At 47.7% G+C, this 26,345-nt stretch carries 20 protein-coding genes; 19 read left to right on the top strand and 1 reads right to left on the bottom strand.

Annotation, left to right across the window (positions count from 1 at the left end):
- Nucleotides 1-421: 421 nt before the first annotated feature.
- The 18 genes from Y697_RS11760 (at nucleotide 422) to pepV (ending at nucleotide 22,599) form a co-directional block, all read left to right on the top strand.
- Nucleotides 422-1,189, top strand: coding sequence for an SGNH/GDSL hydrolase family protein (locus Y697_RS11760; RefSeq protein ID WP_259462540.1), 768 nt, complete (start codon nucleotides 422-424; stop codon nucleotides 1,187-1,189).
- 595 nt (nucleotides 1,190-1,784) lie between these two features.
- A complete protein-coding gene (locus Y697_RS11765) occupies nucleotides 1,785-2,690 on the top strand; it encodes a helix-turn-helix domain-containing protein (protein WP_121551794.1) in 906 nt (301 codons plus the stop codon).
- A gap of 329 nt (nucleotides 2,691-3,019) precedes the next feature.
- Nucleotides 3,020-4,093, top strand: a complete 1,074-nt coding sequence (locus Y697_RS11770) for a LacI family DNA-binding transcriptional regulator (RefSeq protein ID WP_121551796.1) — start codon at nucleotides 3,020-3,022, stop codon at nucleotides 4,091-4,093.
- Between the two features lie 4 nt (nucleotides 4,094-4,097).
- Entirely contained in the window at nucleotides 4,098-4,913 is an 816-nt protein-coding gene (locus tag Y697_RS11775; RefSeq protein ID WP_121551798.1) for a metallophosphoesterase, read from the top strand.
- A gap of 3 nt (nucleotides 4,914-4,916) precedes the next feature.
- On the top strand, nucleotides 4,917-6,191 hold the full coding sequence (locus tag Y697_RS11780) for an ABC transporter substrate-binding protein (protein ID WP_121551800.1): 1,275 nt from the start codon (nucleotides 4,917-4,919) through the stop codon (nucleotides 6,189-6,191).
- Between the two features lie 33 nt (nucleotides 6,192-6,224).
- Entirely contained in the window at nucleotides 6,225-7,118 is an 894-nt protein-coding gene (locus tag Y697_RS11785; protein WP_121551802.1) for a carbohydrate ABC transporter permease, read from the top strand.
- The gene (locus Y697_RS11790; protein ID WP_183083805.1) at nucleotides 7,115-7,948 is read left to right on the top strand and encodes a carbohydrate ABC transporter permease; all 834 of its coding nucleotides are present in this window, start codon (nucleotides 7,115-7,117) and stop codon (nucleotides 7,946-7,948) included. Before Y697_RS11785 ends, Y697_RS11790 begins: the two co-directional genes overlap by 4 nt.
- A 1,016-nt stretch (nucleotides 7,949-8,964) precedes the next feature.
- Entirely contained in the window at nucleotides 8,965-10,569 is a 1,605-nt protein-coding gene (locus tag Y697_RS11795; RefSeq protein ID WP_220665748.1) for a peptide ABC transporter substrate-binding protein, read from the top strand.
- 91 nt (nucleotides 10,570-10,660) lie between these two features.
- On the top strand, nucleotides 10,661-11,581 hold the full coding sequence (locus Y697_RS11800; RefSeq protein ID WP_121551804.1) for an ABC transporter permease: 921 nt from the start codon (nucleotides 10,661-10,663) through the stop codon (nucleotides 11,579-11,581).
- A gap of 9 nt (nucleotides 11,582-11,590) precedes the next feature.
- The gene (locus Y697_RS11805) at nucleotides 11,591-12,520 is read left to right on the top strand and encodes an ABC transporter permease (RefSeq protein WP_121551806.1); all 930 of its coding nucleotides are present in this window, start codon (nucleotides 11,591-11,593) and stop codon (nucleotides 12,518-12,520) included.
- A 16-nt stretch (nucleotides 12,521-12,536) separates the two neighbouring features.
- On the top strand, nucleotides 12,537-13,580 hold the full coding sequence (locus tag Y697_RS11810; RefSeq protein ID WP_259462541.1) for an ABC transporter ATP-binding protein: 1,044 nt from the start codon (nucleotides 12,537-12,539) through the stop codon (nucleotides 13,578-13,580).
- 1 nt (nucleotide 13,581) lies between these two features.
- Nucleotides 13,582-14,553: an ABC transporter ATP-binding protein gene (locus Y697_RS11815; RefSeq protein ID WP_121551810.1), complete on the top strand. Its 972-nt coding sequence runs from the start codon at nucleotides 13,582-13,584 to the stop codon at nucleotides 14,551-14,553.
- Between the two features lie 1,466 nt (nucleotides 14,554-16,019).
- Nucleotides 16,020-17,408, top strand: a complete 1,389-nt coding sequence (locus tag Y697_RS11830) for a TldD/PmbA family protein (protein WP_121551814.1) — start codon at nucleotides 16,020-16,022, stop codon at nucleotides 17,406-17,408.
- 5 nt (nucleotides 17,409-17,413) lie between these two features.
- Entirely contained in the window at nucleotides 17,414-18,769 is a 1,356-nt protein-coding gene (locus Y697_RS11835) for a TldD/PmbA family protein (RefSeq protein WP_121551816.1), read from the top strand.
- A 90-nt stretch (nucleotides 18,770-18,859) separates the two neighbouring features.
- Nucleotides 18,860-19,477: a transcriptional regulator gene (locus Y697_RS11840; protein ID WP_121551818.1), complete on the top strand. Its 618-nt coding sequence runs from the start codon at nucleotides 18,860-18,862 to the stop codon at nucleotides 19,475-19,477.
- A 28-nt stretch (nucleotides 19,478-19,505) separates the two neighbouring features.
- Nucleotides 19,506-19,973, top strand: a complete 468-nt coding sequence (locus Y697_RS11845) for a RidA family protein (RefSeq protein ID WP_121551820.1) — start codon at nucleotides 19,506-19,508, stop codon at nucleotides 19,971-19,973.
- A 1-nt stretch (nucleotide 19,974) separates the two neighbouring features.
- Nucleotides 19,975-21,186: a MalY/PatB family protein gene (locus tag Y697_RS11850; protein ID WP_121551822.1), complete on the top strand. Its 1,212-nt coding sequence runs from the start codon at nucleotides 19,975-19,977 to the stop codon at nucleotides 21,184-21,186.
- A gap of 12 nt (nucleotides 21,187-21,198) precedes the next feature.
- The gene (pepV, locus tag Y697_RS11855) at nucleotides 21,199-22,599 is read left to right on the top strand and encodes a dipeptidase PepV (protein ID WP_121551824.1); all 1,401 of its coding nucleotides are present in this window, start codon (nucleotides 21,199-21,201) and stop codon (nucleotides 22,597-22,599) included.
- Between the two features lie 876 nt (nucleotides 22,600-23,475).
- On the opposite strand, the gene Y697_RS11860 is transcribed toward pepV, so the two are convergent.
- Nucleotides 23,476-23,907 carry a hypothetical protein gene (locus Y697_RS11860; protein WP_259462542.1) on the bottom strand — a complete coding sequence of 144 codons (432 nt, stop codon included), beginning with the start codon at nucleotides 23,905-23,907 and terminating at the stop codon, nucleotides 23,476-23,478.
- A 343-nt stretch (nucleotides 23,908-24,250) separates the two neighbouring features.
- Between Y697_RS11860 and Y697_RS11865 the strand changes: the two genes are divergently transcribed.
- Complete coding sequence (locus Y697_RS11865; RefSeq protein ID WP_121551826.1) at nucleotides 24,251-26,284, top strand: 5'-nucleotidase C-terminal domain-containing protein; 2,034 nt, start codon at nucleotides 24,251-24,253, stop codon at nucleotides 26,282-26,284.
- Nucleotides 26,285-26,345: the final 61 nt, after the last annotated feature.

A 26,345-nucleotide genomic window follows, 5' to 3' on the forward strand; every position in this document is an offset into this window, starting at 1 on the left:
ACGGCGATTGGCAGGGACTGATTCTTAACCAAAACTGGAATACTTTGGCTCAACTTTGACAGCAAGGGATCTGCAAACAGCCGAGCAAGCGGGAAGACGAGAAGAAAAGGAGACGTGCCACCACAGGGATCTATGAGTGGATTGCGAAGCATTTTCTTGAGTGCTTTTAAGAGGTTCTATAAATGGGCGTCTTTCATAATGATGGACGCCGTTTTTGTTCTTGAAAGACTCTCCTTTCAACGATGCTAATCAGGGAGACCCTCCTTCCTATGAAACGCTAATTCCATTCAAATCAGATACGGAAATGCGGGGTAAGAAGTGTGTTTTAATTTCTTCCTATCTTGCATGTCTTTCACTTCGCACTATCTTCAAAGAGACGAAAGGCCTTCAAGCCGGTAGATTATCGAAGTGGGTAAAACGTATGAAAGACTATAATAGTTATGAATTGAAGATGAGGAGACTACACATGAATACTGTTGTCTGTATTGGAGATAGTATCACCTATGGCCGCGTGGGTGCAAGTTACTTCGAGATGCTGAAAAGTGAATTCGGGGGAAAGTTCAAGTTTATAAACAGTGGAATAAACGGAAATCTTTCTTACGACGTTCTCAAGAGAGTAGACGGAGTAACCAGTTTGAAGCCAGATATTGCTGTTCTCCTGGTAGGAACAAACGACGTGTGGGCGACCTACTCAGAAAAGACCATGAAAGCCTATATCAGAAAGAACAGACTACCCGAGAGACCTTCAAAAGAGAGCTACGCCAGAAACCTCGTAGAAATCCTGAAAAGGCTAAAGACCGCTCCCATTGCTCATATAGGAGTAATGTCGCTGCCTTTGATCACAGAAGAACCCGAACATATTCTCTTCAAGAGAAGCGTGGAATACTCTGAACTGATTAAGAGGATAACCTCACAGATGGACTTGTGCTATATAGATCTCAATGAACGTCAACGCGATTATCTGACAAAGGATAAGAAAAATCCTTCTTCAGGGCGGGAAGTCTCCTGGGAATTCACATTACGGATGATCTTCAAGCACATCCTATTGAGAAAGAGCTGGGACGAACTATCGCAGGAAAATGGATTTCTGTTGACGGTTGATCATGTTCATCAAAACAGCACGGGGGCGGCCTTGATCAAGGATTGCGCCTCTGAGTTCCTGAAAAAGCTTTCGCTTCCAGATGGCTGATTTCTTCAACGCACATACTTAGAATAGTGATCATTAGCTGTTCAATTATCCAATTCGATCGGGTTACTGTTTAGGGGAGCTCTTCCTTCTTCATAAATATGTTAGAACGAATCGTCTATAACGAACCGAAAGAGAGCACTGATAACGGAACAATATCTACTGTTTGATTCATCAAAAACCAGTAGATCCTGTGCAGAAGTACTAAAAGTGACCATTAAAGGAGCCTCAAACAGTAGCCCTGAACATGACCTCAAACAGAACCATTTTGGGGCAGGTTTTCAGGGCAGGCTATGCGGAATGATGAAGTAAGGAGTTGGTAAAGTCGCTGGAGACAAAGATCTTCTCTTTTTTCAGGTTATTCCCCTTCTCCAAGTCATTCTGAGATGATTCTGCTCAGAATCTCAACGCGAAAAAGTGAACAGCGGCAAGTACCAAGATCCAAGTTGTAAGTCATAAGTGCAAAAACTAAGAAGGCAGTTCTCGGCATAAGCAAGCCAAAAAAGGTTCTTCATTCATAATTGCATTTCTTATAGTGCAACTCAGATCAAGAATTCGACTCTCATTTCAGATATATTTGTTTCAGGAGGGGATCGCTATGTACGAATGGTACGAAAACGTTCAGCAGATCATCGAGCTTATCGAGCGAAATCTAGAAGATGGGCCGACTCTCTCGGAAGTGAGCGAAAACCTTTTCTATTCACCCTTCTACTGCACAAAGAAGTTTCACGCTCTAACAGGCATGAGGCTGAGAGACTACGTCCGACTTAGAAGGATCTGCAAGGCCGCACTAGAACTCCGAGACACAAAGAAGTCGATCGCAGAGATAGCAATCGACAACGGGTTTTCCTCACAGGCGGCTTTCAGCAGATCGTTCAAGAAAGCGTATTCGATTTCACCCAAAGAGTTCAGAACGTCTCCAAAGCCCCTTCCCCTTCTGCTTAAAAGGATCGTCTACGATCCCCACGTTTTGGGCATCAAAAGGAGGTGCGACTTGAGCGAAAAGGAACTGGAAAGGATCAAAGTGAAGATCGAAAGACTTCCAGCACACAAGTTTATCGGAATCAGGAACATCAACGCTAAGGGATACTTCCACTTCTGGGAACTTCAGGAAAGCATTCCCGGTCAAGACTGCCACACTGTTACGGGTCTGCTCGAAAGCATCCAGAGCCTTCACGGTCAGATCGGTGGATGGTACTTCGAAGGAGATAAGCGGGGCTATCTATACGGAATCGAAGTGCCGCTCGATTACAGTGGAGAGGTACCCGAAGGTATGGAGTGTACTATCGTTCCGGAAAGCGAGTATGTGGTCTTCTACTACCCGCCGTACGATTACGATGAAAACAACACAGCGGTAATGTCAACTGTCAATGAGCTTGCATGGAACTGGAATCCCGAAGATTCCGGCTACGAATGGAACACTGAAAATTCGATCTATCAGAGAAGCGACCCCGAGAATTATGGATATGCTATCTGCCGTCCCGTTAAACCTCTGAAAAAATAGCAGAAAAAGCCCCAGGCGCCGGGGCTTACTGTTGGACTTCCTTTAGGTCGATAATCATTGAACTTTCAAGTACTTTTGCTTTTGAGTACTATCTCTGCTGTAATCAAAGCAGCAAGATCATATCTGCAACGTCTGTTGATAGAGAGCCCTTGTTAATTAGGCATAGAAAGAAGAAAGAGCGAGTGTTCTTTCCGGGTATCTTGATTGCGATAACTTAAGCGAATACCTCATAATCGACACTAGAGTTTTCCTCAGTAAAGATTTCCGTCATATCTCCCTCCAGGCAAAAATAAACGACTCTCTTTCCTCTTGAGAGGACTTTGTTTCAGATGAAGCAAGATGGTATTCTTCTTATGAGTAATCGATTACGTAATCGATTACTTAGAGAAGGAGAAGTGAAGATGGCCGTTAGAATTAAAGATGTAGCGCGGAGGGCAGGAGTTTCAACTGCCACTGTTTCAAGAGTCCTGAATAACGTTTCCACAGTCAGTGAAGAGAATAGAGAAAACGTTCTCAAAGCGGTCAAGGAGATGGGCTACAGTCCTAACGTTCTGGCCAGGGGCTTCAGAATGAAGAAGACTTTCACCGTGGGGATGGTCCTTCCAGATCTATCCAATCCACACTTCCCGTTGATGATGAAAGGTGCGGAGGAAGAACTCCGAAGAAAGAGCTACAACCTGATAATTGCCAATTCAGATGGCAAGCTGGAATTCGAGAGGGAGGCAATAAGTACGCTCCTTTCAAAGCATGTCGATGGAATTCTCTTCATTGGATCCGGCTACAATAAATCGGTTGAAACCCTAATAGAGGAATCCGGGTGCCCGATCGTGTTATTGGGAAGACGCTGGTCCAAGACTCTTCCATCAGTTTCCATAGACAACTTCAGCGCCATGAAGCACGTTTTTGATCACCTTTACAGCGAAGGGCACAGGAGTTTTCTTTATCTTGGCGGTCCTGAAGATGTTTCGAGTTCAATAGATAGAGAAGAGGCTGCCAGGGCTGTTGCGCAAGAATATTCCGGCGTAGTGGTGAAGATAACGAGAGGGCAGTTCACATATGAATCCGGTTATGAAAGGGCGTTCTCTGAGCTGTCGGACCACGGAAGCGGTTATGACGCGGTTGTCTGTGCGAACGATCTGATAGCCTTCGGAGCTCTTGTTTCGTGTAAGGCTCTTTCGATAGGAGTTCCCGAAGAGGTATCGGTCACCGGATTCGACAACATCTTCCTTTCGGCCCAGTTCACTCCGGCTCTGACAACTCTGGATCAGAACACATACGAAATAGGAAGAAGGGCCGCGAACCTACTGCTCCAGTATATAAGCGGCGAGAGGAAGAACAAGATCTCTTTTCAACTAGGAACCAGGCTGATTATCAGAGAATCTTCAAGGGCACGAAGGAAGTGATTTAGTGAGAGCGACTAGGCTCGTCGTTATAGGGGATCTGCATGCAGGACCCGATAGGTCGTCACTCAGAGGTACCCTCGTTAACGATCTCCTGAACGAATGGATCGACTTCGTCAACAAAAGCATTGAACCGGACGCGATTGTCGAACTCGGAGACAGAATTAATCCCGTCGATAGGGAAAGCGATATCAGGACACTTGGAGAGATGTCTGGAATACTTTCTAGATCAAGATGTCCGGTGTACTACATTACCGGGAACCACGATCTGGACAATCTTACTCAAGAGGAACACGAAAAAGCTATAGGCAGCAAGCTTGGTAACCGATCCGTCGTACTAAAGGGATTACGTTTACTGCTTCTCAATACTCAGGACCCGGTTATCCATGGTATTGGAGGCATGGTCTCGGATGAAGCTCTCGACTGGCTGGAATGGGAAATTGGAGCTTCTCCAGAGAAGAAAGTCGTTTTCACTCATCAGGCATTAGATGAACAGCCGCTCAAGAGGAATGTCCATTTTGAGAGCATCGAGAATCTTGCCTACGTTGTGAACAAGCAAGAACTTCTGCGGATATTTGAAAAGGCCGGAAACGTAATTGCTGCAATAAATGGCCACGTTCACTGGCCAAGCATTGCCTCTGAAAACGGAATTCTCTACGTCTCGGTGCCCTCGTTCACAGACACATGGAATCAACTGGGGAGCATTCCGGGTTCGTTTACTTTGATCGACTTCAGCGGAGAAGAGATAATCGTCGAAAACCATATGTTTAAACCGTCTATCCTTATGGGTCGCTTCAGAACAAACCGCAAAAAGGAGGGGTAAGAGATGAAACTTGGTTTCAAGACTTTCTTAGTGATTTTGGTTTCACTTGTACTTATTACCGGAACGGTGTTCTCGGTAACAAACCTTAGATTTTTCTTTCCCGTTCAGGTAGCCGGAGCGCTTGCCGTTCTAATGGATGGAGTCGTTGCAGACTTCAACAGCGAGCATCCAGATATCTTCGTCGAACCGATTTACAGTGGAAATTACGACCAGACAATGCAGAAGGCTGTAACAGCCGCTCAGGGAAAGAATCCGCCAGATGTTGCTCTTCTTCTCGCCATAGATATCTTCTCGCTTCTGGACATGAATCTTATAGAAGATATGGATCAGTTCCTGGTGGGAGAAGATGCGAACTTCACAGAACCTTTCTATGCCGGTTTCCTCGAGAATTCGATGATTGACGGCGTGACATGGAGCATACCATTCCAGAGAAGCACACCGATCTTCTACTACAACAAGGATCACTTCAGAGAAGTGGGACTGGATCCCGAAAATCCCCCAAAGACTTGGGAGGAATTGCTTGAGGCAGCGAAAAAGCTGACAATAAAGGATTCGCGTGGCAACGTTACTCGCTGGGGCTTCGAAGACATTACAGACGATACATGGACAATTCAGGCATGGATTCTTCAGGCCGGTGGGAAGTACGCGAATGAAACGGGAACTGAGTCGTACTTCGACACACCTGAAGTGGTAAAGGCAGTTGAGCAATGGACCTACATGACTAATGTCGAGAGAGTAATGCCGAGGCACCGAAGCTATGGAGCCGCATCCCAGGACTTCGTTGCCGGTGCAGCATCTATGATGTTTAATTCTACCGGAAGTCTCAGCTTCGTAAAGAGCTCGGCCACATTTGATTTTGGAGTGGCCCCGCTTCCTGGAGAAGCCAAGACAGCAGTTCCAACGGGAGGTGGAAACCTCTACATCTTCAAAGGAATTCCCGAAGAGAACAAGGAAGCCGCATGGACCTTCGTCAAGTGGCTTAGTAAACCCGAGAACTCGGCGAGATGGAGCATCGGGACGGGATACATTCCGGTTAGAAAAGACGCCTTCGAGACTGAGGCTCTAAAGGAATTCGCGGAAGGATTCCCGTACATTCTTGTAGCAAGAGATCAGCTTGATGTCGCTAGAAGAGAGATGGCCTTCCACAGTAACTCGCAGATTAGGGAGGTTTTCTTGACAACTCTTCAGAATATCCTCGATGAGAGAGTGCCGATCTCAGCAGGGCTTAAGCAGTTGCAGGAAGAAGTCGAAATGATTCTTGCTCCATTCAAGCAATAAGACCTAAATGACCATTGCCGGGAGGTGTGTAGATTGAAGACGAAAACGAAAAAGAAGATTCTGCCGTGGATTTTCATAGCGCCGACATTCTTTTTCCTTGGCATGTTTACATACTACCCGGCATTCAGGTCTCTCTTTCTGAGTTTCATGAGAATGAATATGGCAACGCCGGAGCCGGTGTTTACGGGCCTCGACAATTTCAAGAGAGCCTTCTCGACTCCTCTCTTCTGGCAGGTAGCTGGGAACAATCTCTTCTACGCATTTGTGACGGTCCCCATAACTATGGCTCTGGCGTTGGTTCTTGCTCTTCTTGTGAACCAGAAGATCTTCGGCAGCTCTTTCTTCAAGACCACCTATTTCTACCCCAACGTCATACCGATGGCCGCCGCTTCAATGATCTGGTTGTACATCTTTCTTCCAGGCTATGGTTTTTTGAATTACACTCTCGGTAAGATAGGCATCCCCAGCATAGAGTGGGTAAGCGACAGCAGGTTTGCTATGTGGGCTTTGATCATAGTTGCCGTCTGGAAGAACGCAGGATACTATATGGTGATCTTTCTCGGCGGATTGCAGCAGCTTCCCACGGAGATCTATGAAGTCGCCACTATAGATGGGGCCTCAGCCTGGCGGAAATTCTGGAAGATAACCTGGCCCTTGCTATCGCCGACAACATTCTTCGCATTCATAATCGCGGTAATAAACTCCTTCCAGGCAGTTGATCAGATCTATCTAATGACGAGAGGCGGTCCGGCAAACACTACGAACATGTTTGTCTACTACATCTATCAGGTAGCCTTCAAGTACTGGGACTTCGGTTATGCCTCCGCACTAACCGTAATACTCCTTGTCCTCTTGTTGATATTCACAGTCCTCGCCTTCTTCTTCATGGAAAGGAGAGTCTTCTATGAATCGGGTGAGAGACTATGACGAAAAGAGGAAGAACGACCAGATTGGTCTCGATTACCCTGATGATAGTCTTTGCCGTGATTCTAGCTTTCCCTCTTTACTGGATAGTCGTTACGGCTTTCAAAGATCCGACTGAAGTCTTCTCGATGGTCCCAAAGTGGCTTCCCGAAAAATGGACGCTTGACAACTTCAAAGAGGTCTTCAACATAATCCCCTTCGGGAGATACTATTTCAACACGATTCTCTATGCCTTTGGACTTCTCGCAGTGCAGCTTGTAACAGTTACTCTTGCCGCTTACGCTTTCGCCAGAATGGAATTCAGATTCAAGAAGATTCTCTTCATAATTCTGCTTGTGCAGCTCATGATTGCTCCACAGACTCTCATAGTGCCGAACTACTTGACGATCAGCAACATGGGCCTGCTAGATACGAAAACGGCCATTGCACTTCCTTATGTGGCATCTGCGATCGGCGTCTTCTTGCTGAGGCAAGGCTTCGCCGCAATCCCGAGAGAACTGGAAGAAGCGGCGACTATTGACGGCTGCGGAACCTTCAGGTTCATGATCTCGATAGCAATTCCGTTGCTTAAGCCTACCTATCTTGCCTTTACGCTCATAAGCGTCACGTATCACTGGAACGAATTCTTCTGGCCCCTGATAGTTACAGACAGCGTGAAGGCCCGAACGCTGACAGTCGGTCTAGCCATGTTGGCCGAGGCTTCAGAGAGCGCAGCTGCATGGACGCTACTTATGGCGGCGACGCTTCTGGTAATACTGCCTTTAATAATCTTCTTCGCCATTTTCCAGAAGACATTCATATCCAGTTTCATGCAGTCAGGAATGAAGGGGTAACGGATAGGACCGGGGTCGGGGATTGGAAAGAGCGGAATAGGACGCAAGGCGCCGGAATGCATCGGCGGACGCAAGGCTGGGAAGAACATCCCAGGTCGCAATGCTGGCAAAGATCGCGCCAGGATGCAATGCCCGCTTCGCTGGGAAAGAACCGATTTCGCTTAGGAGAATACTCTGTCTGTTTTGAAGAGCATTTTCATGATGCAAGTTGTATGAATAACCGGGGTTACGGGTAGCAGGCTTGGAATTGGAAGGAGCATAGGAACTGGTTGGCCGTTGAGCGGTTCTTCGTTCTCCGAATAAAAAACCAGTTGTTCGTTCCAGAGCGAAGATCAGTTCTTCGTTCTTGGTTGGAGCCAATGAAGCAATAGCATCCAGATTCCGACCAGGAGCTTTGTCGGAATGACGGAATCTGGCCTTTTTGCAACAACCATTAGTTGTCATACCGCCTGCCTTGTTCTGTTTATGTCATCCCGCCCGAACTTGTTTCGGGATCTTGGTGTTGATTTTATGCAAGGATGGGTCCATGATCTGGGGCTGGATACGAGGCCCGTTTTTCACAGCGAGCAGCGGGTTTTTGCTCTTAAACGTAAAGAGGATCCTAGGATCTAGATGCTGAAACAAGTTCAGCATGACGGAATCCCTGACGAAGAACCAAGAAGAGGATTATGTGGGTAATAATGAGCCTTGGAGAAGGTGCCGACTACTCTGCCGTAGATGGGGTGTGTCTCACCGGGTCTTCTCGGAGGACGGTGGACCGATAACGGATAACCATTATCAAATCTAGACTTCTAATGATCAACTCGAGCAGCCCGTTTTGTCTTCTTCATCTCGGCGCTATTCATACACAATTTGTAAGGTAAAAAGTTGACATTTTGTTTATGAATGTGCTAGTATCTCAGTAATTACTTCTTTCTATTCTTATTTGGAGTTGTCCGGTTACTTATTCTGCTACTCCTGCCGTGTTCTGGCAGGAGTATAGATATACCGATTCAGGAAAATGGAGGGTGGAGACCGTGAAAAAGTGGATAGTAAGCATTATCTTGATTGCACTGATAACCATTCCTGTTAGTTGTTTCGCGGCAAGTGTTACACCCCAGGTCTTTACGTTTGCAGGCCACAATGACGTGATGACGCTGGACGTAAGCCAGATGAACGACGAAATGTCTGCCTTGATCATGTACGCGCTTAACGAATCATTGATCAGAAACAGCTATAATGAGATTATTCCCGGCCTGGCAGAGTCCTATGATGTTTCGGAAGACGGAACAGTATATACATTCCATCTTCGAGATGCGAAGTGGTCCGATGGAGTACCGGTGACGGCGAAGGATTTCGAGTATTCCTTCCTGAGAACAATGAATCCCGAAACCGGATCGTCTCAGGTATCGGAGTTCGACTCTATCCTGAATGCACAGGCTTACTACAACGGTGAGATTACCGATGCATCTCTCGTCGGTGTGAAAGCTGTAGATGAAAAGACACTGGTTTTGACTCTCACTTACAACGACCCCTTCTTCATGACGGAAATGGCTGAAGGAATCAACTTCTACCCGATTAGAGAAGACTACGTGGAGAAGTACGGAATGTCGTACGCATCCAGCCCGGAAACCTTCATAGGCTGCGGTCCGTTCGTCTTGAACGAATGGGTTCAGGGCGCACGAATCACTCTTGAGAAGAATCCTGAATACTGGAACGCCGACAAGGTTAAGCTGGAGAGGGTCGTGGAGCTTATCATTCCAGACGAGAACACCAGAGTCGGAATGTATGACCTCGGCGAAATCGACGGAATCTACTCTATCTCAAAAGTACAGACGATTATGCACCCTGAGTACGGCAGCAGAAGTGGTGGCACACTTCAGTATCTTGCCTTCAACTGCTCAGAGGGTCTTGTCATGGAGAACATGAATCTAAGGAAGGCACTGAGCTTTGCAATTGACAGAGAGGCAATAGTCGCTGCCATTACATCTCCCGGAACGATTCCTGTTGATAGAATGATCGACCCCAGCATAATTATCGATGGGAAATCCGTCACCGAGGCATATTCAAATTCAACGGGTGTTCCGCCAAGCGGTGACATCGAGAAGGCGAAGGAGTTCTTGAATAAGGCACTCTCTGAACTCGGTCTCTCCAAGCCGTCCGATCTTCCTTCAATAAACTATGTCTGTATGGATTCACCTGTTCACAAGCAGTACGCCGAAGCACTTCAGGCCGGCTGGAAGGATGGACTCGGTGTCGATGTCGGAATCAGTATCCTGCCGGTCCCTCAGGCTATCGGAGCTCTTCTCTCAGGCCAGTTCGACATATTCCTAGTCGGTCAGGCCTCTGGCGTAGACCCGGCAACAATAATGAACAACTTCACCATAGGCAACGGCAACAACTACGCAAGGTGGGACAGCAAAGAATACTCTAATCTAATTGCGGCACAGTCTGAGAACCCCAATCTTGCAGAGCGCTTGCTTCAAATTCAGCAGGCAGAAGCTATCATTCTGGATGAAGCGCCGGTTGCTCCTCTATGGACCCCCGGTACTGCATATCTTTGCCGTGAATTCGTGAAGGGCCTTCATTATGGAAGACAGACAGGATCTATCGAATTCATCTTTGCGTACATTGAAAACTGATTAGAAGGGATTCAATTTGAACTGAATGCAGCCGCTTATCCGCTCTGAAATGCGGCTGCGTTCTTTTGAAAGAGATAAGGAGTGAAACAATTTGGTTAGGTATATCTTTAGACGGCTCTTGATCTCCTTATTAACGTTGTGGCTACTGGCAACGATAACTTTTTTCCTGCTCAGGCTTCTGCCGGGCAATCCCTTTCAGACCGACCAGATTCTAACCTTCGAGATGCAGGAAAGAATGATGAATTACTATGGATTGAACAGGCCCATTGTCGAACAGTACTTCACATACATGGGGAATCTTCTGCAGGGGAATATGGGTTACTCCCTAAAATACACGAACAGAACGGTCAACAGCATAATTGCAAAGGCCTTCCCGGTCTCTGCCGATCTAGGTCTGCGATCGCTTGCGCTGGCATTGCCTATCGGACTGTTTCTAGGAATCGCTTCGGCGAGAAAACGTGGAAAGGCAGTCGATTATCTGTGCGTGATAATTTCGGTCATAGGCGTGTCTATACCGAGTTTCATTCTCGGTTCTTTTCTTCAATACATCTTTGCCCTCAAGCTGAGGATTCTGCCGATGGCCCAATGGACTACAGAAATGCACAAAGTACTTCCGACAGTTGCTATCGCCCTAGGCCTTCTCGCTACACTGACAAGAATCATGCGGGCGAGCATGCTTGAAGTTACAACTCAGGATTATGTGAAGACGGCAAAATCGAAGGGACTTTCAGAGGGGAAAATCGTTTGGAGTCACGAGATTCGGAACGCTCTTATCCCGATACTGACAATGATGGGCCCTATGGTGGCAAGTGTACTAATGGGTACCTTCGTCATTGAGAAGATCTTTGCGATACCGGGACTGGGGCTTCATTTCGTGAACTCCATTACCGGTCTTGACTACACGATGACGATGGGGCTCACAGTCTTTTTCGGGGCCTTCCTTGTGACAGCGAATTTTCTTGTAGACATAGCTTATGGAATTGTCGATCCGCGAATCAGGCTAGCTAAGTGAGGTATTGCCGTGATTAAAGACTTTGCAGGTATACCAAAAGACGAATTCGACTTTGTCGGGGAGATAGAGGAAAAATCAGAAGCTCTCACCCGACCTAGCATCTCCTTCTGGAAGGATGTCTGGAGAAGACTCTTCAAAAACAAAGTGGCAATGACCGGACTGATAATTATTCTGGCAATCGCTTTGTTTTCAATAATTATCCCTGAACTCTCGTCTTATTCATACAGCCAGCAGAACCTCAGAAATATCAACGCGGCACCGTCTTCGGAACACTGGTTCGGTACCGATTCACTGGGAAGGGATCTGTGGGTCAGGACATGGGTAGGGGCGAGAGTGTCGCTTGCAGTCGGAATCTTTGGCTCGATTATCCCAAGTATTATCGGCATTGTGATAGGAGGAATATCCGGATACTTCGGCGGTAAGGTGGACATGATAATAATGAGGCTTATAGATATAATAATCTGCATTCCGCAGATGATCTACATAATATTGATCATGCTCGTAATCGGTTCCGGTCCAGTACCGCTGATCATTGCCTTCGCGATAACGGGCTGGATGGGTTCTGCCCGAAATGTTCGCGGCCTGATTCTGAAGATAAAACAGGAGGAGTTTGTCCTGGCCTCCCGAATACTGGGAGCTCCACACGGGTACATAATATTCAAGCATCTGGTTCCGAACACTCTCGGTATTGTGGTTGTCAGCATGACCCTCGGAGTTCCGGCAGCAATATTCCAGGAAGCATATCTAAGTTTTATCGGCCTCGGGATAAAGCCTCCTATACCAAGCTGGGGGCAGCTTGCGAACCTGGGCACCTCGGTATTTAGAATTTTTCCGACGCAGTTGCTGATACCAGCAATCATGATTTCGTTGACAATGCTTTCTTTCAACCTCTTCGGAGACGGCCTAAGGGATGCGCTCGATCCGAAACTACGAAGCTGAATGGGAGATATTTACTGTGACTGAGAAGATACTCGAAGTTAAAGATCTCGAATTTTCTTTCGACACATATGCGGGAGAGGTACACGCCATACGGGGTGTCTCCTTTCACATAAACAGAAGCGAGTCTCTTGCGATCGTAGGGGAATCGGGATGCGGAAAGAGCGTAACCGTCCAATCAATAATGAGGCTCGTTCCTTCGCCACCCGGAAGGTTGAAGGGAGGAAAGATCTTCTACTTCGGCAAGGACATCACGAACTACAGTGACCGACAGATGGAGAAACTTAGAGGAAAGGAAATGTCCATGATCTTTCAGGATCCTATGACCAGCTTGAATCCAACGATGAGAATCGGCAGGCAGATATCCGAGGGAATAAAGAAACACGAGAAGATCTCGCCGGATGAAGCGCGCAAACGCAGCATCAATTTATTGAAAGAAGTCGGAATATCCGATCCGGAAAGGAACATCATGCGCTATCCTCACATGTATTCCGGTGGTATGCGACAGAGGGTCATGATAGCGATTGCTCTGGCCTGCAATCCCAAGATACTGTTCGCAGATGAACCGACCACGTCTCTGGATGTCACCACACAGGCCCAGATACTTGAAGTGATGAACCATCTGAAGCAGGAGTTCGAAATGGCTATCGTTCTTATAACTCACAATCTGGGAATCGTTGCGAGATTTGCCGAGAGGATTTCCGTCATGTATGCCGGAAAAATTGTAGAAACGGGAAAGACCAGCGATATCTTCTACGATCCACGACATCCATACACCTGGGGACTGCTTAACAGCGTACCGGCTGTAGGGAAGAAGAGGACGGAGAAACTTCCGACGATAACCGGCACACCGCCTGATCTTTTCATGCCGCCCAAAGGCTGCGCATTCTATGACCGTTGCGAATACAGGATGAAGGTATGCAAGGAGAACGATCCTCCAGAGAGGAAGATTGGAGAAGGCCATTATGCTTCCTGCTGGTTACTCGACGAAAGAGCTCCCGGTATAAAACCGTACGTAGTGAAGAGACATGCAGGCGAAAGTTCCGGCAAGGGTGTGATGTAAGATGTCGCAGACAATACTTGAAGTCAAGAACCTTAAGAAGTACTTCAACATATCCAAGGGACAGCTCCTGAAAGCCGTGGACAACATAAGCTTCTCGATCGATCGCGGGAAGATACTGGGAATGGTAGGGGAATCCGGCTGCGGGAAGACCACCGTGGGAAGGACAATTGTCCACCTATACAGTCCCGACGAAGGTGAAGTCTTATTCAACGGGAGTAACATTCACGAATTGAACAACAAGAAGTACAGACAGATAACGAAAAAGATTCAGATGATTTTTCAAGACCCTTACGCTTCTCTTGATCCAAGAAAGACCGTTAGCGCGATAGTAGGGGAAGGAATTGACATTCACAAACTCTGCAGAAACAAGACAGAACGGATGGAGAGAATCTACGAAATGCTAGAAATGGTCGGTTTAAACAGGGAGCATGCGAACCGCTTTCCACACGAATTCAGCGGCGGGCAGCGTCAGCGTATAGGAATCGCACGGGCACTTGCTGTCGGGCCGGAGTTTCTGGTCTGTGACGAAGCGATCTCTGCACTGGATGTCTCGATACAGGCACAGATAATAAACCTCCTGATCGATCTCCAGAAGCGGTTGAACCTGACTTATCTCTTCATTGCACATGATCTTAGCATGATCAGATATATTTCCGACGACACGATCGTTATGTACCTTGGCACTCTCGTCGAAAAATCCGAGACCGAAGAGCTCTTCGAGAATCCTTTGCATCCATACACTATCGGCTTGCTAGAAGCCGTTCCGATAGCAGATCCCGATTATGAAAAGAGCCACAAACACGATTTACTCTCAGGAGAAGTCCCGAGTCCGATCAATCCCGCACCCGGTTGCCGCTTCTCCTCAAGGTGCAAATTTGCGAAGGAGATCTGCAGGAAAGAAACACCTGTTTTGAAAGATGCCGGCGATGGTCACATGGTGGCCTGTCATATGGTTCATAGTGAGGAATGGTAGAACCGTGGTTGGGGGTCGGAGTTGGTGGCATCAAGATCAGAAGTGATGCTGCCTCCGGCAGGAAGTGAGGCTCGCTGGCGCGAGGAAGTGATGCCCGGGAGGAGCATCCGGGGAAGTGATGCTGGCACTTACGCACCAGGAGGCAAAAACCAAAGAAAAAGAGCAAGCAAATTGAAGTAATCAGATAAGGACGAACTTACTCTGTCATCCTGAAATGCTCCTATTCAGGATCTGGGATTTTCTAAGAACCGTGGTCGGGGGTAGCGGGTTGGTGGTAGGAAAGAGCAAAGGAACTGGTCCATCGTTGAACGGTTAGCCGTTCGCCGAAAAGAACAGTTGTAAGTTCCAAGATATGAGTTGTAAAAAAGGCCGGGGTCGGAGGTTGGTGGTTGGAGGTTCGTAAGAGCAAAAGAAACTGGCTGATGACCGCTGAGCGGTTCTCCGTTCTCCGAATAAAAAACCAGTTGTTCGTTCCAGAGCGAGGATCTTTTCTTTGTTCTTGGTTGAAGCCGTGAAGCACTAGCATCGAGATTCCGACCAGGAGCTTTGTCGGAATGACGGAATTGGGCGTTTTCGGAATAACCGTTCTTGGTCAGACCCATTTATTCAGAGAGTAGAGAGAAGGGAAAAGCAAAGAGAACAGGTAAGGATCTTGGATATCGAAGAGCCTTTAAGAGCTCTCTAATCCCCTCTCGAGAGGGGTGGCGACGGCTCCATCGTCGACGGGGTGTGTGCACACCAAGAACGGACCACGTTCAGAATGATTAAATTGGGAGTGCCTCGGATATGGTGAAAAAACGATTTGGTCTGCAGTCATCCCGGACTTGACCCAGGATCTGGTTCCAACAAGGAACAACGAAGGGAACCATTCTTCTCAGCGGAGGACGGTGGACTGTTGACGGGTAACGCGGTTTTTATCAGCGATCAACGAATTTTTGCTCTTAAGCGCAAAGCGGATCTTAGGATCGAGATGCTGAAACAAGTTCAGCATGACGGAATCCCGGACGAAGAATCAAGAACTTGGACGCGTAGCGTTGGAACGAAGAACCGTTCTTTGACGATTTTTTATTCTTGGGCTTGCAACTTGGAACTACAACTTGCACCTGCTCTTTCGAAGGACGGGTTCATGATCTTGGACGAAGGACCAAGGACGGCTCTTTGCAGCGATCAGCGGGTTTTTGTTCTTAAGCGCAAAGCGGATCTTAGGATCGAGATGCTGAAACAAGTTCAGCATGACGAGTTGTAACGTTTTTGGAATAACCATTCGCTGTCATCCAGAATTTGACCCAGGATCTGGTTCCAAGAAGGAACAACGAAGAACCGGTCTTCTGGACAGTGGACCGTTGACGGGTAACGCGGTTTTCATAGGTATGAAAGATTGAAAGGTTTAGCGACAGAGAATTCCGGAAGTGAGGCAGGGAAATATATTCATCTATATCCCTCACCTCTGGTTTGGGAGGTTCACTGTGCTTGAAGAAGAGATTCTCAAGAAAGTTATCTCGCAAGCTCTTTCAAAGGGCGGCGATTTCGCCGAGATTTTCATTGAAGACAAGGATGAGTTGAACATAAAATGCTCTGAAGACTCGATAAACGGAATAACTACCGTTCGGATCAAAGGGGCAGGAATATACGTTCTCTGTGGCGAAAAGAGCGTATACGTTTACACCAACGATCTCAGCTCTCGAGGTCTCACTGACTGCGCAGAGCGGGCCTCGGAGCTTTTGAATTCCTGCTCTGAGAGATTCACCGGAAACATTTCTTTTTCAATGCGGAAAGCGGAAAACCCGAATAGATTCGAGATATTTCCCTCATCTGTGGGTCATGGAAAAAAGATCAGGATACTTAGAGAGACGAGCCTTGCTGCGAGAAGCGCAGGAGAGACAATCAGACAGCTGAATGTCGATTACTTCGATACTGATCAGAGAGTCGAGATTTTCAACAGCGAAGGCCTGCGCACTGAAGACAGGCGTATAACGAGCAGATTGAGACTTCAGGCCACAGTCGAGGCCGATGGCCGCTCGAAGTACGAATGGGGAGACTTTACACGTCCGCAGGGATTCGAGGCCTTCCGGATAGAGAACGACTACACCTCCTTTGCAGAAGAATTCATAAAGGATATGGCTGAGGATCTAAGAGCCGCTCCGGTGAAGTCCTGTATCGTCCCGGTGGTCTTTGAGGCCGGTCCATGCGGCACTTTCTGGCATGAAACCTGCGGTCATCAACTTGAGGCCTCTGCTGTCTCAAGAAACGCGAGCGATTTCGCGGGCAAAGTTGGGCAGGTCGTCGCTTCGGAAAAGGTTACGCTGATCGATGACGGGACGATACCGGGTCTATATGGCTCTGCGGCAATCGACGATGAAGGCTTTCCAACGCAGAAAAATGTCCTCATAGAGAATGGGGTTCTGAAAGGGTATCTATGCGACAGGCTTTGCGGGAGGAGATTGGGAATCCCATCTACGGGAAGCGGAAGAAGGCAGGGATACACATACGCTCCCGTACCAAGAATGAGCAATACATATCTGGCCCCTGGAAGCGACAATGACGAAGAGATGATCAGCTCCGTCAACGAGGGTCTTTTCGTCAAGAGGCTGGGGGGCGGAACAGGCGGACGAGAGTTTTCCATAGCGGTGAGCGAAGGATACTGGATAGAGAACGGCAAGATATCCCACAGGCTAAGAAGCGGCTTCGTTCTCAACGGAAGGGGCATTGACATGATCAAGAGGGTCGACATGGTCGGAAGGATACTGAAGACTGACAGCGGCGGCTTTTGCGGCGCCGATTCCGGATTGTGCCCCGTCACGAGTTTTCAGCCGAGGATGAGAATATCGCTCATGCCGGTCGGCGGGGAGGACTGATCTGAATGGATTATCTAGAAAACTATCGAAACATGATGAAGGCTCTTCCCGCAAGGTTTTCCGAAGCCGAAGTAGATGTCGAACGCAATGGGAGCACAGTGATCAAGTGTGCGAACGGAGAGATAATCGAAACTCGTTCCTCCGACACCACCGAACTTTTCATACGCGTTTCCGACGAGAAGACGGGCTACGCATATACCCAGGATCTGGAGGAAGAACCGATAGAAGTCCTTCTAAGGGGCCTCAACAACTCGAATTTCGTCCAGCGTCGGCAAAAGGACAAACTCAACGAGTCGACCGTAAAACGAACAGCTGTAGTCGACGATAGATCAAAAGGACCCGACTTAGGATCAATGAAACTGGCCGCAGAGAAGATTGAAAAGACCGTAAGAGAGGCCGACGGCAGTATTTCAAGCGTCGCGATTGAAATCAGCTCGGACACTCATTCGAGAAACGTTATCAACTCTCACGGACTCGATGTAGAGTCGACCATGAATCTCTATTGCGCCAGGGCAACTGTGATGGCAGAGAAAGACGGCGACCAGTACGATGCCACTTTCTTTCAGAGTGTGTCCAATATAGGTGAGCTGAATCTCGATAGGTTCAGAGAAAGGATTACAGCCAGTCTGAGACATCAGTACAATGCGATGGAGCTTCGATCGGGAGTTTACAAGGTATTGCTGGACAGCACCGTCGTGACGAACATAATGATGACGGCGTGGCAGGTTTTCAGCGGAATGAAGTACAACAACGGTTCTTCGGCGCTCTCCGGAAGACTGGGAGAAACGATCGGATCGTCCGAGCTTAACATAGTCGATTCGCCAACCCATGAGCAAACCGGTTATCATTACGAATTTGATTGTGAAGGGACTCCTTCCGAAGAACAGCGCTTGGTTGAGAGGGGAAAGTTCGTCGGACTGATGCACAATATCTCCAGTGCCGCCGGACTGGACTCATCTTCAAGCGGGAACGCAGGGAGGTATGCCCTGCTTAGCGGATCTATTCCAACAGATATTATAATAACGCCGAAGATCTTCTATGTTGAGCCGGGTGAAAACTCCATTGAGGAAATGATAGAGGAGATGGCGGATGGAGTTTATATAACTCATTCATATGACGTTTTCCACTCGATCAACATAGGTTCGGGAAGCTTCTCTATTCCATGTAGAGGAACTGTAATAAAAAACGGTAAGCCCGGCCACAATGTAACGGGGTTAACGATCAATGGAAGGTTGACAGACTTGTTTGCCAGAGTAAAAGCGGCTGGGAATGATCTATACATCGAAGAGTTCCTTCGAAAGAGTTACTGCGTCGGCGCCCCCAGCATTCTGGTGGAAAGACTTCAGATCAACGGAAAATGATATCATCTAAGTCCCAAATGCCGTTCTCGGAATTGCAGATGATCAATAGACCTGGATTTGACTGTTAAGCAGGGGAGTGAGTCTATAACCATGAATAAGAAGGAAGCGCTGGAATTTCTCGACAGACTGGCGAAAGGCATCTCAGAAATGTTTGGTAGCAATTGCGAGACGCTTGTTCATGACATGAGCGTTCCAAAGCATCCGATCGTTGTTATATACAACGGGCACGTCACGAACAGGAAAGCTGGTTCGACGGAGGACGTCTATGGCGATCTTGCCAAGTACAAGTCGTCATATCTGGAAGGTGATTTCATAAACCATTTAGCGGTGTACAAGTCCGGAAAATTCATAAAGTCAACGACCTTTCATCTGAAGGGCGAAGATTATCACTATGCGCTTGGTATAAACTATGACTTCACCCACATGAGGGAGTTTTCAAACGTTCTGGAGAACTTCATGAAGGTCGAATCCGATTTGCAGTCTGCTATAAGCGAGGCGGGAGAGAACAAGCTCTCTTCGATCTTCGACAGCTGTCTCGAGGCTGTAGGCAAGCCCATCGAAAGGATGAACAAATCGGACCGGTTGAGACTGATAAGTCTTCTTAAGAGAGAAAAGGCCTTCGACTTTTCTAAGGCAGTCCCGTACGTTTCAAGCAGGCTCAATCTATCTAGATACACGATATACAAATACATAAAGGAAAGCAGCTGACATAAATAAAGAAAAAGAGGAGAAGATGATGCTTATAGAGAAGAGGATAAAGGAACTGGGAATCGAGCTGCCGCCGTCTTCACCGCCAGGAGCCATGTATATTCCCGTTAAAAGGCTCGGAAATGCTCTTTTCGTTTCGGGTCAGGTACCGATGAAGGACGGAAAGCCTGCTTACACGGGTAAAGTGGGAAAGGAGAGATCAATCGAATACGCCGAGGAAGGGGCCAGACTGTGCATTGTCAACATGCTGGCAGCCGTCAAGGCTTACCTCGGTGATCTCGACAGGGTAGTTGGCATTGTGAAGCTCCAGGCCTTTGTGAACAGCGAAACAGGCTTCGACAGGCAGCATATCGTTGCTAATGCGGCTTCGGAACTCCTTTATGAAATATTCGGTGAGGCCGGAAGGCACGCACGTACTGCAGTTGGAACGAACCAGCTGCCGTTGGATTTCACGGTCGAGATCGAGGCAGTAATCGAAATCAGAGAGAACGATTAATATGGACTACGACTTCGATACTCTGGTAAACAGAGAGAATCAGGGGAACATGAAATTCATGCTCACTCCCGATTTAGTCAAGAAGATGAATCTGATCAGTTATGCCGGCGCAGAGATGGATTTCAAGACTGCTCCCGCAATAATCGACGCTCTTGTTGAGCGGGCCAGGAATGGCCTTCTTGGATTCACACTTGCCGACGAAAAGTATCTTTCCGGCGTACAGTGGTGGATGAAGAACATGCGTAACTGGGAGATAGAGAGAGACTGGATTGTGCCTACCTATGGTACTATTCACTCGGTTGCGACGGCCATCAGGGCATTCACGAAAGAGGGAGACGGTGTAATCGTACAACCTCCTGTATACAACAGATACGAACAGGCTGTAAGAAGGACAAACCGAGAGATAGTGAGCAATCCTCTGATCTACAGGGACGGAAAGTACTCAATGGACTTCGATGACCTAGAGAGATGTATGAGGGTTGAGAAAAACCGACTTTTCATACTGTGCAATCCTCATAACCCCATCGCAAAAGTCTGGCAGCGTTCTGATCTGGAGAAAATCTCCTCGCTTGCACAGAGATATAACGTCCTTGTATTCAGCGACGAAATATTCGGGGAAATAACCTTCAACGGCAATTCGGCTATTCCATACTCCACTGTTGCAGGAAAGGAAGGCTTCTCGGTAGTTGCGACCTCACTTGGAAAGGTCTTCAATCTGACTGGCGTCAATAGCGCAAATATAGTTATACCCGACCCCTCCACAAGGAAGAGATTCAGGATCCAGCGAGACGCAGATCACTACGGAAGCATAGATCCCATGGTTCATGCGGCAGTATGCGCAGGCTACGGACCCGACGGAGCCGACTGGGTTAGAGAGATGAGGGAGTACGTGTGGGAGAATGTCTCCATAATGAAGGACTTCTTCACCAGAAACATTCCAGCAGTCACAATGACCGAAGTAGAGGGTTCATTCGTAATCTGGATAGACTGGCGGAGGCTTAAACTAGATGATGAGGAGCTGCACTCATTCCTGCTGAACGAGGCATATCTCGATCTGGATAGAGGCGTAAACTATGGAGAAGGTGGAAAGGGTTTTACACGAATGAACATCGCTGCACCCAGAAGGAAGATAGAAGAGTCACTGGGATTCCTTTTCGAAGCAGCCGCGAGACGTGGGTACGCAGTATCCGAGACTTTGAACAGGTGGAGGTGAAGATCCATTCCTATGAAGAAACTGATTGAAGATTACTTCGAACAGAACAAGGGACTAATGATAAGAGACATCATGAGACTGGTAAGGATAAAGAGCGACAAAGAAGAGGCTAAAGCGGGCAAGCCATACGGCGACGGACCGGCCGAAGTGCTGGCTGCAGCACTTGAGATGGCATCTGAAATGGGATTTAGGACCAAAAACTACGACAATTATGTTGGAGCGATTGACTTCGACGATCAAAAAAACAAGCTTGACATTCTTGCTCATCTCGATGTGGTACCGGGAGGAGACGGTTGGTCGGTCACAGAACCCTTCAACCCGGTAGTCAAGGACGGAAGGCTCTACGGTAGAGGAACGATAGACGACAAGGGCCCCGCCGTAGCGGCTCTTTACGCCATGAAGGCTGTCAAGGATCTCAATATTCCTCTGAAGGCCGGCGTGAGGTTGATACTGGGAACCGATGAGGAATGCGGGTCGTCCGACATAAGATACTATTACGGAATTGAAGAAGAGGCTCCGATGACCTTTTCGCCGGATGCAAGCTTCCCGGTTGTGAACATAGAGAAGGGGGGACTTCAGGGCAAGTTCGAATCGAGATTTGAAGAGTCAACTGAATCTCCCCGAATTGTAAGCTTCAAGGCAGGGATCAAGAGCAATGTTATCCCCGGTGAAGCGGCCGCAGTGGTCGAGGGGATCGATCCTGAAGAGATCCGCGATTGCTGCGATGCCGTGACCAAGATTAGCGGTATCTCGTTCAACTTATCCACCGAGGGAAACAAGACTACAATCAGGGCTAAAGGTCTTCAGGGGCACGCTTCGACTCCAGATAAGGGGAAAAATGCTTTGACGGGTTTGCTTGAGGTCATCTCAAAACTTCCAGCTTCTCGAAGTACCGGCTTTGAAAGACTGCGAGCTCTAAACTCGGTATTTCCTCATGGAGATTGGCTCGGTGAGGCTGCTGGCATTGCGATGAGCGATGAACTTTCCGGCAAGCTTACAGTAAGCCTAAACATGTTGGAATACGACGGTTCGAGCCTAAACGGGACATTCGATTGCAGGGCTCCTTTATGTGCAACGAAGGAGAACCTCCTTGACGTAATCAAAACCAAACTGGCTGACCGTGGCATAGATCTGCAAAACGATGACATAAAACCTCCTCATCACGTACCGGGTGACTCCGAGTTCGTCAAGACACTTCTCAGATGCTACGAAAGCTACACCGGAGAGAAGGGGTACTGCATTTCAATGGGCGGCGGAACGTACGTACATCGACTTAAGAACGGCGTGGCATTTGGCTGTACTATGCCCGGAAGCGAAAACAATATGCACGGCCCCGATGAATTTGCGGTCATTGAAGATCTCGTGACGAGCGCCAAGATATTCACTCAGGCAATCATAGAGCTTTGCCGGTGAACGAACCTGTTCTGAAACCGAGAAACGACGATCGTTGACCGTTGAGCGGTTCTCCGTTCGCCGAAAAGAACAGTTGCAAGTTCCAAGATGTGAGTTGTAAGAAACGAGGACCGTTGAAGCCGTGAAGCAATAGCATCCGGATTCCGACCAGGAGCTTTGTCGGAATGACAGAATTGGGCGTTTTCGGAATAACCGTTCTTGGTCAAACCATTATTCAGAGAGTAGAGAGAAGGTAAAAGCATAGAGGGCAAGTAAGGTTCTGGGATCTTGAAAAGCCTTGAAGAACTCTTCAATTTCCCTCAAGAACTCATCATTACACATGAGTCAGGGAGTTAAATTCCATTAATATGTTGGTTCTCGTGCGAATGCTGTGTTTGGCTCCTGATGATCCTGATCTTAAGTCCTCCCTTGAGGGAGGAGGGCCACGTAGTGGCGGAGGGTGTTGGTCTTTGTATGCGAGAAAAGCCGATGCTCTGAAATAGTCCGATGTGAGTGGTTGCTCGATGTTAGTTCTTGGTCTCTGGTAGGAGCATACATATGGATCACAGACCAAATAACGTTAAGAGTGAATTTGTCGTTCAATTGCGAACAGGCCAATCTATTCTAAACGTTGTTCAAAGAGCACACACCCCACCGCAAGCGGTCCCCCCCGCTCAAGCGGGGATTTAAGATCAAGAACGGACCACGTTCAGAATGATGAAATTGGGAGTGCCTCGGATATGGTGAAAAAACGATTTGGTCTGCAGTCATCCAGGACTTGACCCAGGATCTGGTTCCAACAAGGAACAACGAAGGGAACCGTTCTTCTCAGCGGAGGACGGTGGACCGTTGACGGGTAACGCGGTTTTTATCAGCGAGCAGCGGATCCAGGAAGAACTAGGAGTTTATTGTATCACCAAGATTTGCGTATATTCTTTTGAAATTTCCATCGAAGAATCTCCCAGCCAGCATCGTCTGGCAGCTGAAGTACACCATAGGTGGGGGAGTCCAGCCTAGATAGACTATTGCTTCGTTTTCTGCAAGTTTGTATGTCCAGGGATACTTGTTCGGAGCTTCCTGGCAAGGTCCCTCGGGAATGAGATAGACTGCGTAAGGTGAATCCGTGTTGTCACAAAAGCAACTGGGAGTTATGAAATTGCCAAAGATATCTGCTGGATTGAAGAGATACAAACTGCCCTCCTGTACTATGAATCCATGACCTTCAAGAAGATCGACGAATCGCTCAATGCTTTCCTCTGTGAAGTGGTTGCCAAAGGAAATACTTATCACTGAAAAGAGAATGGCAACTAGAGTCGTGCTTTTTCTCATTTCCATCCCCCCTTATTTTGGCTTCCCTGGATAGAGAAAGCTAGAAAACTCAAAGTCGTAATCTCTAACCACTAGATCATATTCCTCATGATAGAGTTTTCAGCTTAGAATCTAGCATTCCCTTCGAAGAAGCTGAACCATTGAAAAGAGCTATAGTCCCCTGTAAGAAAGACTTACCAAGCATAGAGCAAACGTGGGATTCTCTTCATCTCATCCCTCTAAACCCATCCGTCGAATTGATTGGCTGACGTATAATAGTCTTGGTGACAAAGGGAACTTCAGCGGCTCTTTCTTGAACTCTTTCTATTTCATTTCATACAACCTTACAAAGAGGAGGGATACTATGTTATTGAGAAACAAGTTCGTCCTGATTGCGACGTTACTGATCTGTGCACTTTCCTTTGCCGGACTCAAGGACATTGCGGCAAGCCCTTATTCGGCTGCTATTGAAAAGCTATTCGCCGCGGGGATAGTCGAGGCAGAGAACGATCTCTTCAATCCGACCGAAGTGCTTTCGAGAGCCGATGCTGCCGAGTGGATAGTAAAGACATTCAAGTTGTCGACGATCCAGTCCATGAAGCTCGAAGAAGAGGTCGAGAAGAAGTTCGTTTATACAGACCCGCTTGGTGTTATCGATGAGGCTTTCGTTGTTCCGTCTGCCAAAGATATTGTAGATATCGAAGGTGAGGAATACATCGAGGGTCTTATCAAGGTACGCGCTGAAGAGGTTATCGATGGTCTTTACAGGCCATTCGAAGCAGTAACGGGCGCCGAATTCGCACTTGCGGTGGCAAAGGTTCTATTTGGCGTTGATGAACCGATAGACTATTCGGCAAAGCTTTCACAACTTGTCTACGTGCCTGCGGAATTGCTCTCTATGGAAAGACCGTTGAGGCGAGAGGAAGCTGCACAGATTCTTTCAAACTTCGTAGACAATCCGGATTTTAAGATAATCACAATGCTCGCTACCGCCGATATACATGGGCACATAGAGCCTTATTTACCAAGCGGCGCAAAGTACCCTGTAGGCGCGGTGGAAAAGATGGCCTACTACGTTAAGACAGAACGAGCGATTCAGCCGGATCTTCTGCTTATGGACGTTGGAGACGCTCCTTACAACACCAATGTCGCCAACCTTTTCGAAGGAGAACCTGTAATAAGGATCATGAACATGATGGGCTACGACGCCATGGTTCTCGGTAACCACGATTTTGATTTCCCGTTCAACGTGATGGAAAGAAATAGCAAACTTGCGAATTTCCCATTCCTTGGCGCAAATACCTTATACCTTGGAGAATCTCCCTATTTTCTTGAGCCATACATAATAAAAGAAGTCGACGGAATAAAGATCGCCATTGTTGGGCTTACTGACGACAGCAGCGCCTGGTACACCCATCCAAGAAACGTAGCGGGAATTACCTTCGAAGAACAGTACTCTGCCGCTAAGAGACTCCTGGATGAAGTATCTCCGCAGGCAGATCTGGTGGTCGCCCTCGCCCACTTGCATGGTGGTAACAGAGTCCTTCCTACGAAGGTCACCGGCTACGATCTTATATTCGAAGGAGGAAGGGACGTTGTTGCCTTCCCGGAAAAGATAAACGGTAGTTGGGTGATCTCTTCAGGAAAACATGCAGAGCTGATCTCGAAAACAAATCTAAACATCTACAACGGGGAAGTTATTGGTATCAACTTCGCTCACGTATTCATGAGTCAGAACCTTCCGCAGGATGAAGAAGTAGTCGAAGTAGTGCAAAGTTATGTCTCTCAGCTTGACGAAAAGCTCGGCACGGTGATTGGAAAGACCGAGGTTGATCTCGATGGAGAAAGGGGCACGGTAAGGTTGAAGGAATCCAACCTTGCAAACGCGATTGCCGATAGCCTTCGAGAAATGACCGGAACGGAATTTGCCATACAGAACGGTGGAGGAGTTCGAGCCAGCGTTCCAGCTGGAGACATTACGATTAAGGACGTCTACACGGTTTTACCGTTCGACAACCTCGTAGTTGCCGTGAAGGCAACCGGAAAGCAGATATGGGACGTACTTGAACACGGGATTTCGGCTTATCCGGCTGCTGCTGGCCAGTTTCTACAGGTTTCCGGACTGGAGTACACATTCGATGCTTCGAAACCTCCCTATGAACGGCTGCTGTCCGTTACATCCAACGGTATCCCGCTAGATCCAGAAAAGACTTACACTCTAACCGCCAACGACTTCCTAACGGGTGGGGGAGACAAGTTCATCATGTTCCTGGAAATGGAGAAGTTCATTGAAACAAAGTCCTTCCTCAGAGATGCATTTGCAGAATACGTTGAAAGACATGGAACAATCGCTCCAGTCAACGAGGGAAGAATAACGATTATCAACCCGGCCAATTAATCCTGATCGCCAGTCGAATGGAGAGGGAAACCTCTCCGTTTTTCTTTGGGCTGCAAATTCC

The sequence above is a fragment of the Mesotoga sp. BH458_6_3_2_1 genome, from assembly GCF_003664995.1.
Lineage (GTDB): Bacteria > Thermotogota > Thermotogae > Petrotogales > Kosmotogaceae > Mesotoga.

Coding starts and splice junctions, on each gene's coding strand:
- Y697_RS11790 (WP_183083805.1), top strand. CDS start 7,115: ATGACGAAAAGAGGAAGAACGACCAGATTGGTCTCGATTACCCTGATG.
- Y697_RS11845 (WP_121551820.1), top strand. CDS start 19,506: ATGCTTATAGAGAAGAGGATAAAGGAACTGGGAATCGAGCTGCCGCCG.
- Y697_RS11780 (WP_121551800.1), top strand. CDS start 4,917: ATGAAACTTGGTTTCAAGACTTTCTTAGTGATTTTGGTTTCACTTGTA.
- Y697_RS11865 (WP_121551826.1), top strand. CDS start 24,251: ATGTTATTGAGAAACAAGTTCGTCCTGATTGCGACGTTACTGATCTGT.
- Y697_RS11860 (WP_259462542.1), bottom strand. CDS start 23,907: ATGAGAAAAAGCACGACTCTAGTTGCCATTCTCTTTTCAGTGATAAGT.
- Y697_RS11760 (WP_259462540.1), top strand. CDS start 422: ATGAAAGACTATAATAGTTATGAATTGAAGATGAGGAGACTACACATG.
- Y697_RS11840 (WP_121551818.1), top strand. CDS start 18,860: ATGAATAAGAAGGAAGCGCTGGAATTTCTCGACAGACTGGCGAAAGGC.
- Y697_RS11815 (WP_121551810.1), top strand. CDS start 13,582: ATGTCGCAGACAATACTTGAAGTCAAGAACCTTAAGAAGTACTTCAAC.
- Y697_RS11835 (WP_121551816.1), top strand. CDS start 17,414: ATGGATTATCTAGAAAACTATCGAAACATGATGAAGGCTCTTCCCGCA.
- Y697_RS11850 (WP_121551822.1), top strand. CDS start 19,975: ATGGACTACGACTTCGATACTCTGGTAAACAGAGAGAATCAGGGGAAC.
- pepV (WP_121551824.1), top strand. CDS start 21,199: ATGAAGAAACTGATTGAAGATTACTTCGAACAGAACAAGGGACTAATG.
- Y697_RS11765 (WP_121551794.1), top strand. CDS start 1,785: ATGTACGAATGGTACGAAAACGTTCAGCAGATCATCGAGCTTATCGAG.
- Y697_RS11770 (WP_121551796.1), top strand. CDS start 3,020: ATGAAGCAAGATGGTATTCTTCTTATGAGTAATCGATTACGTAATCGA.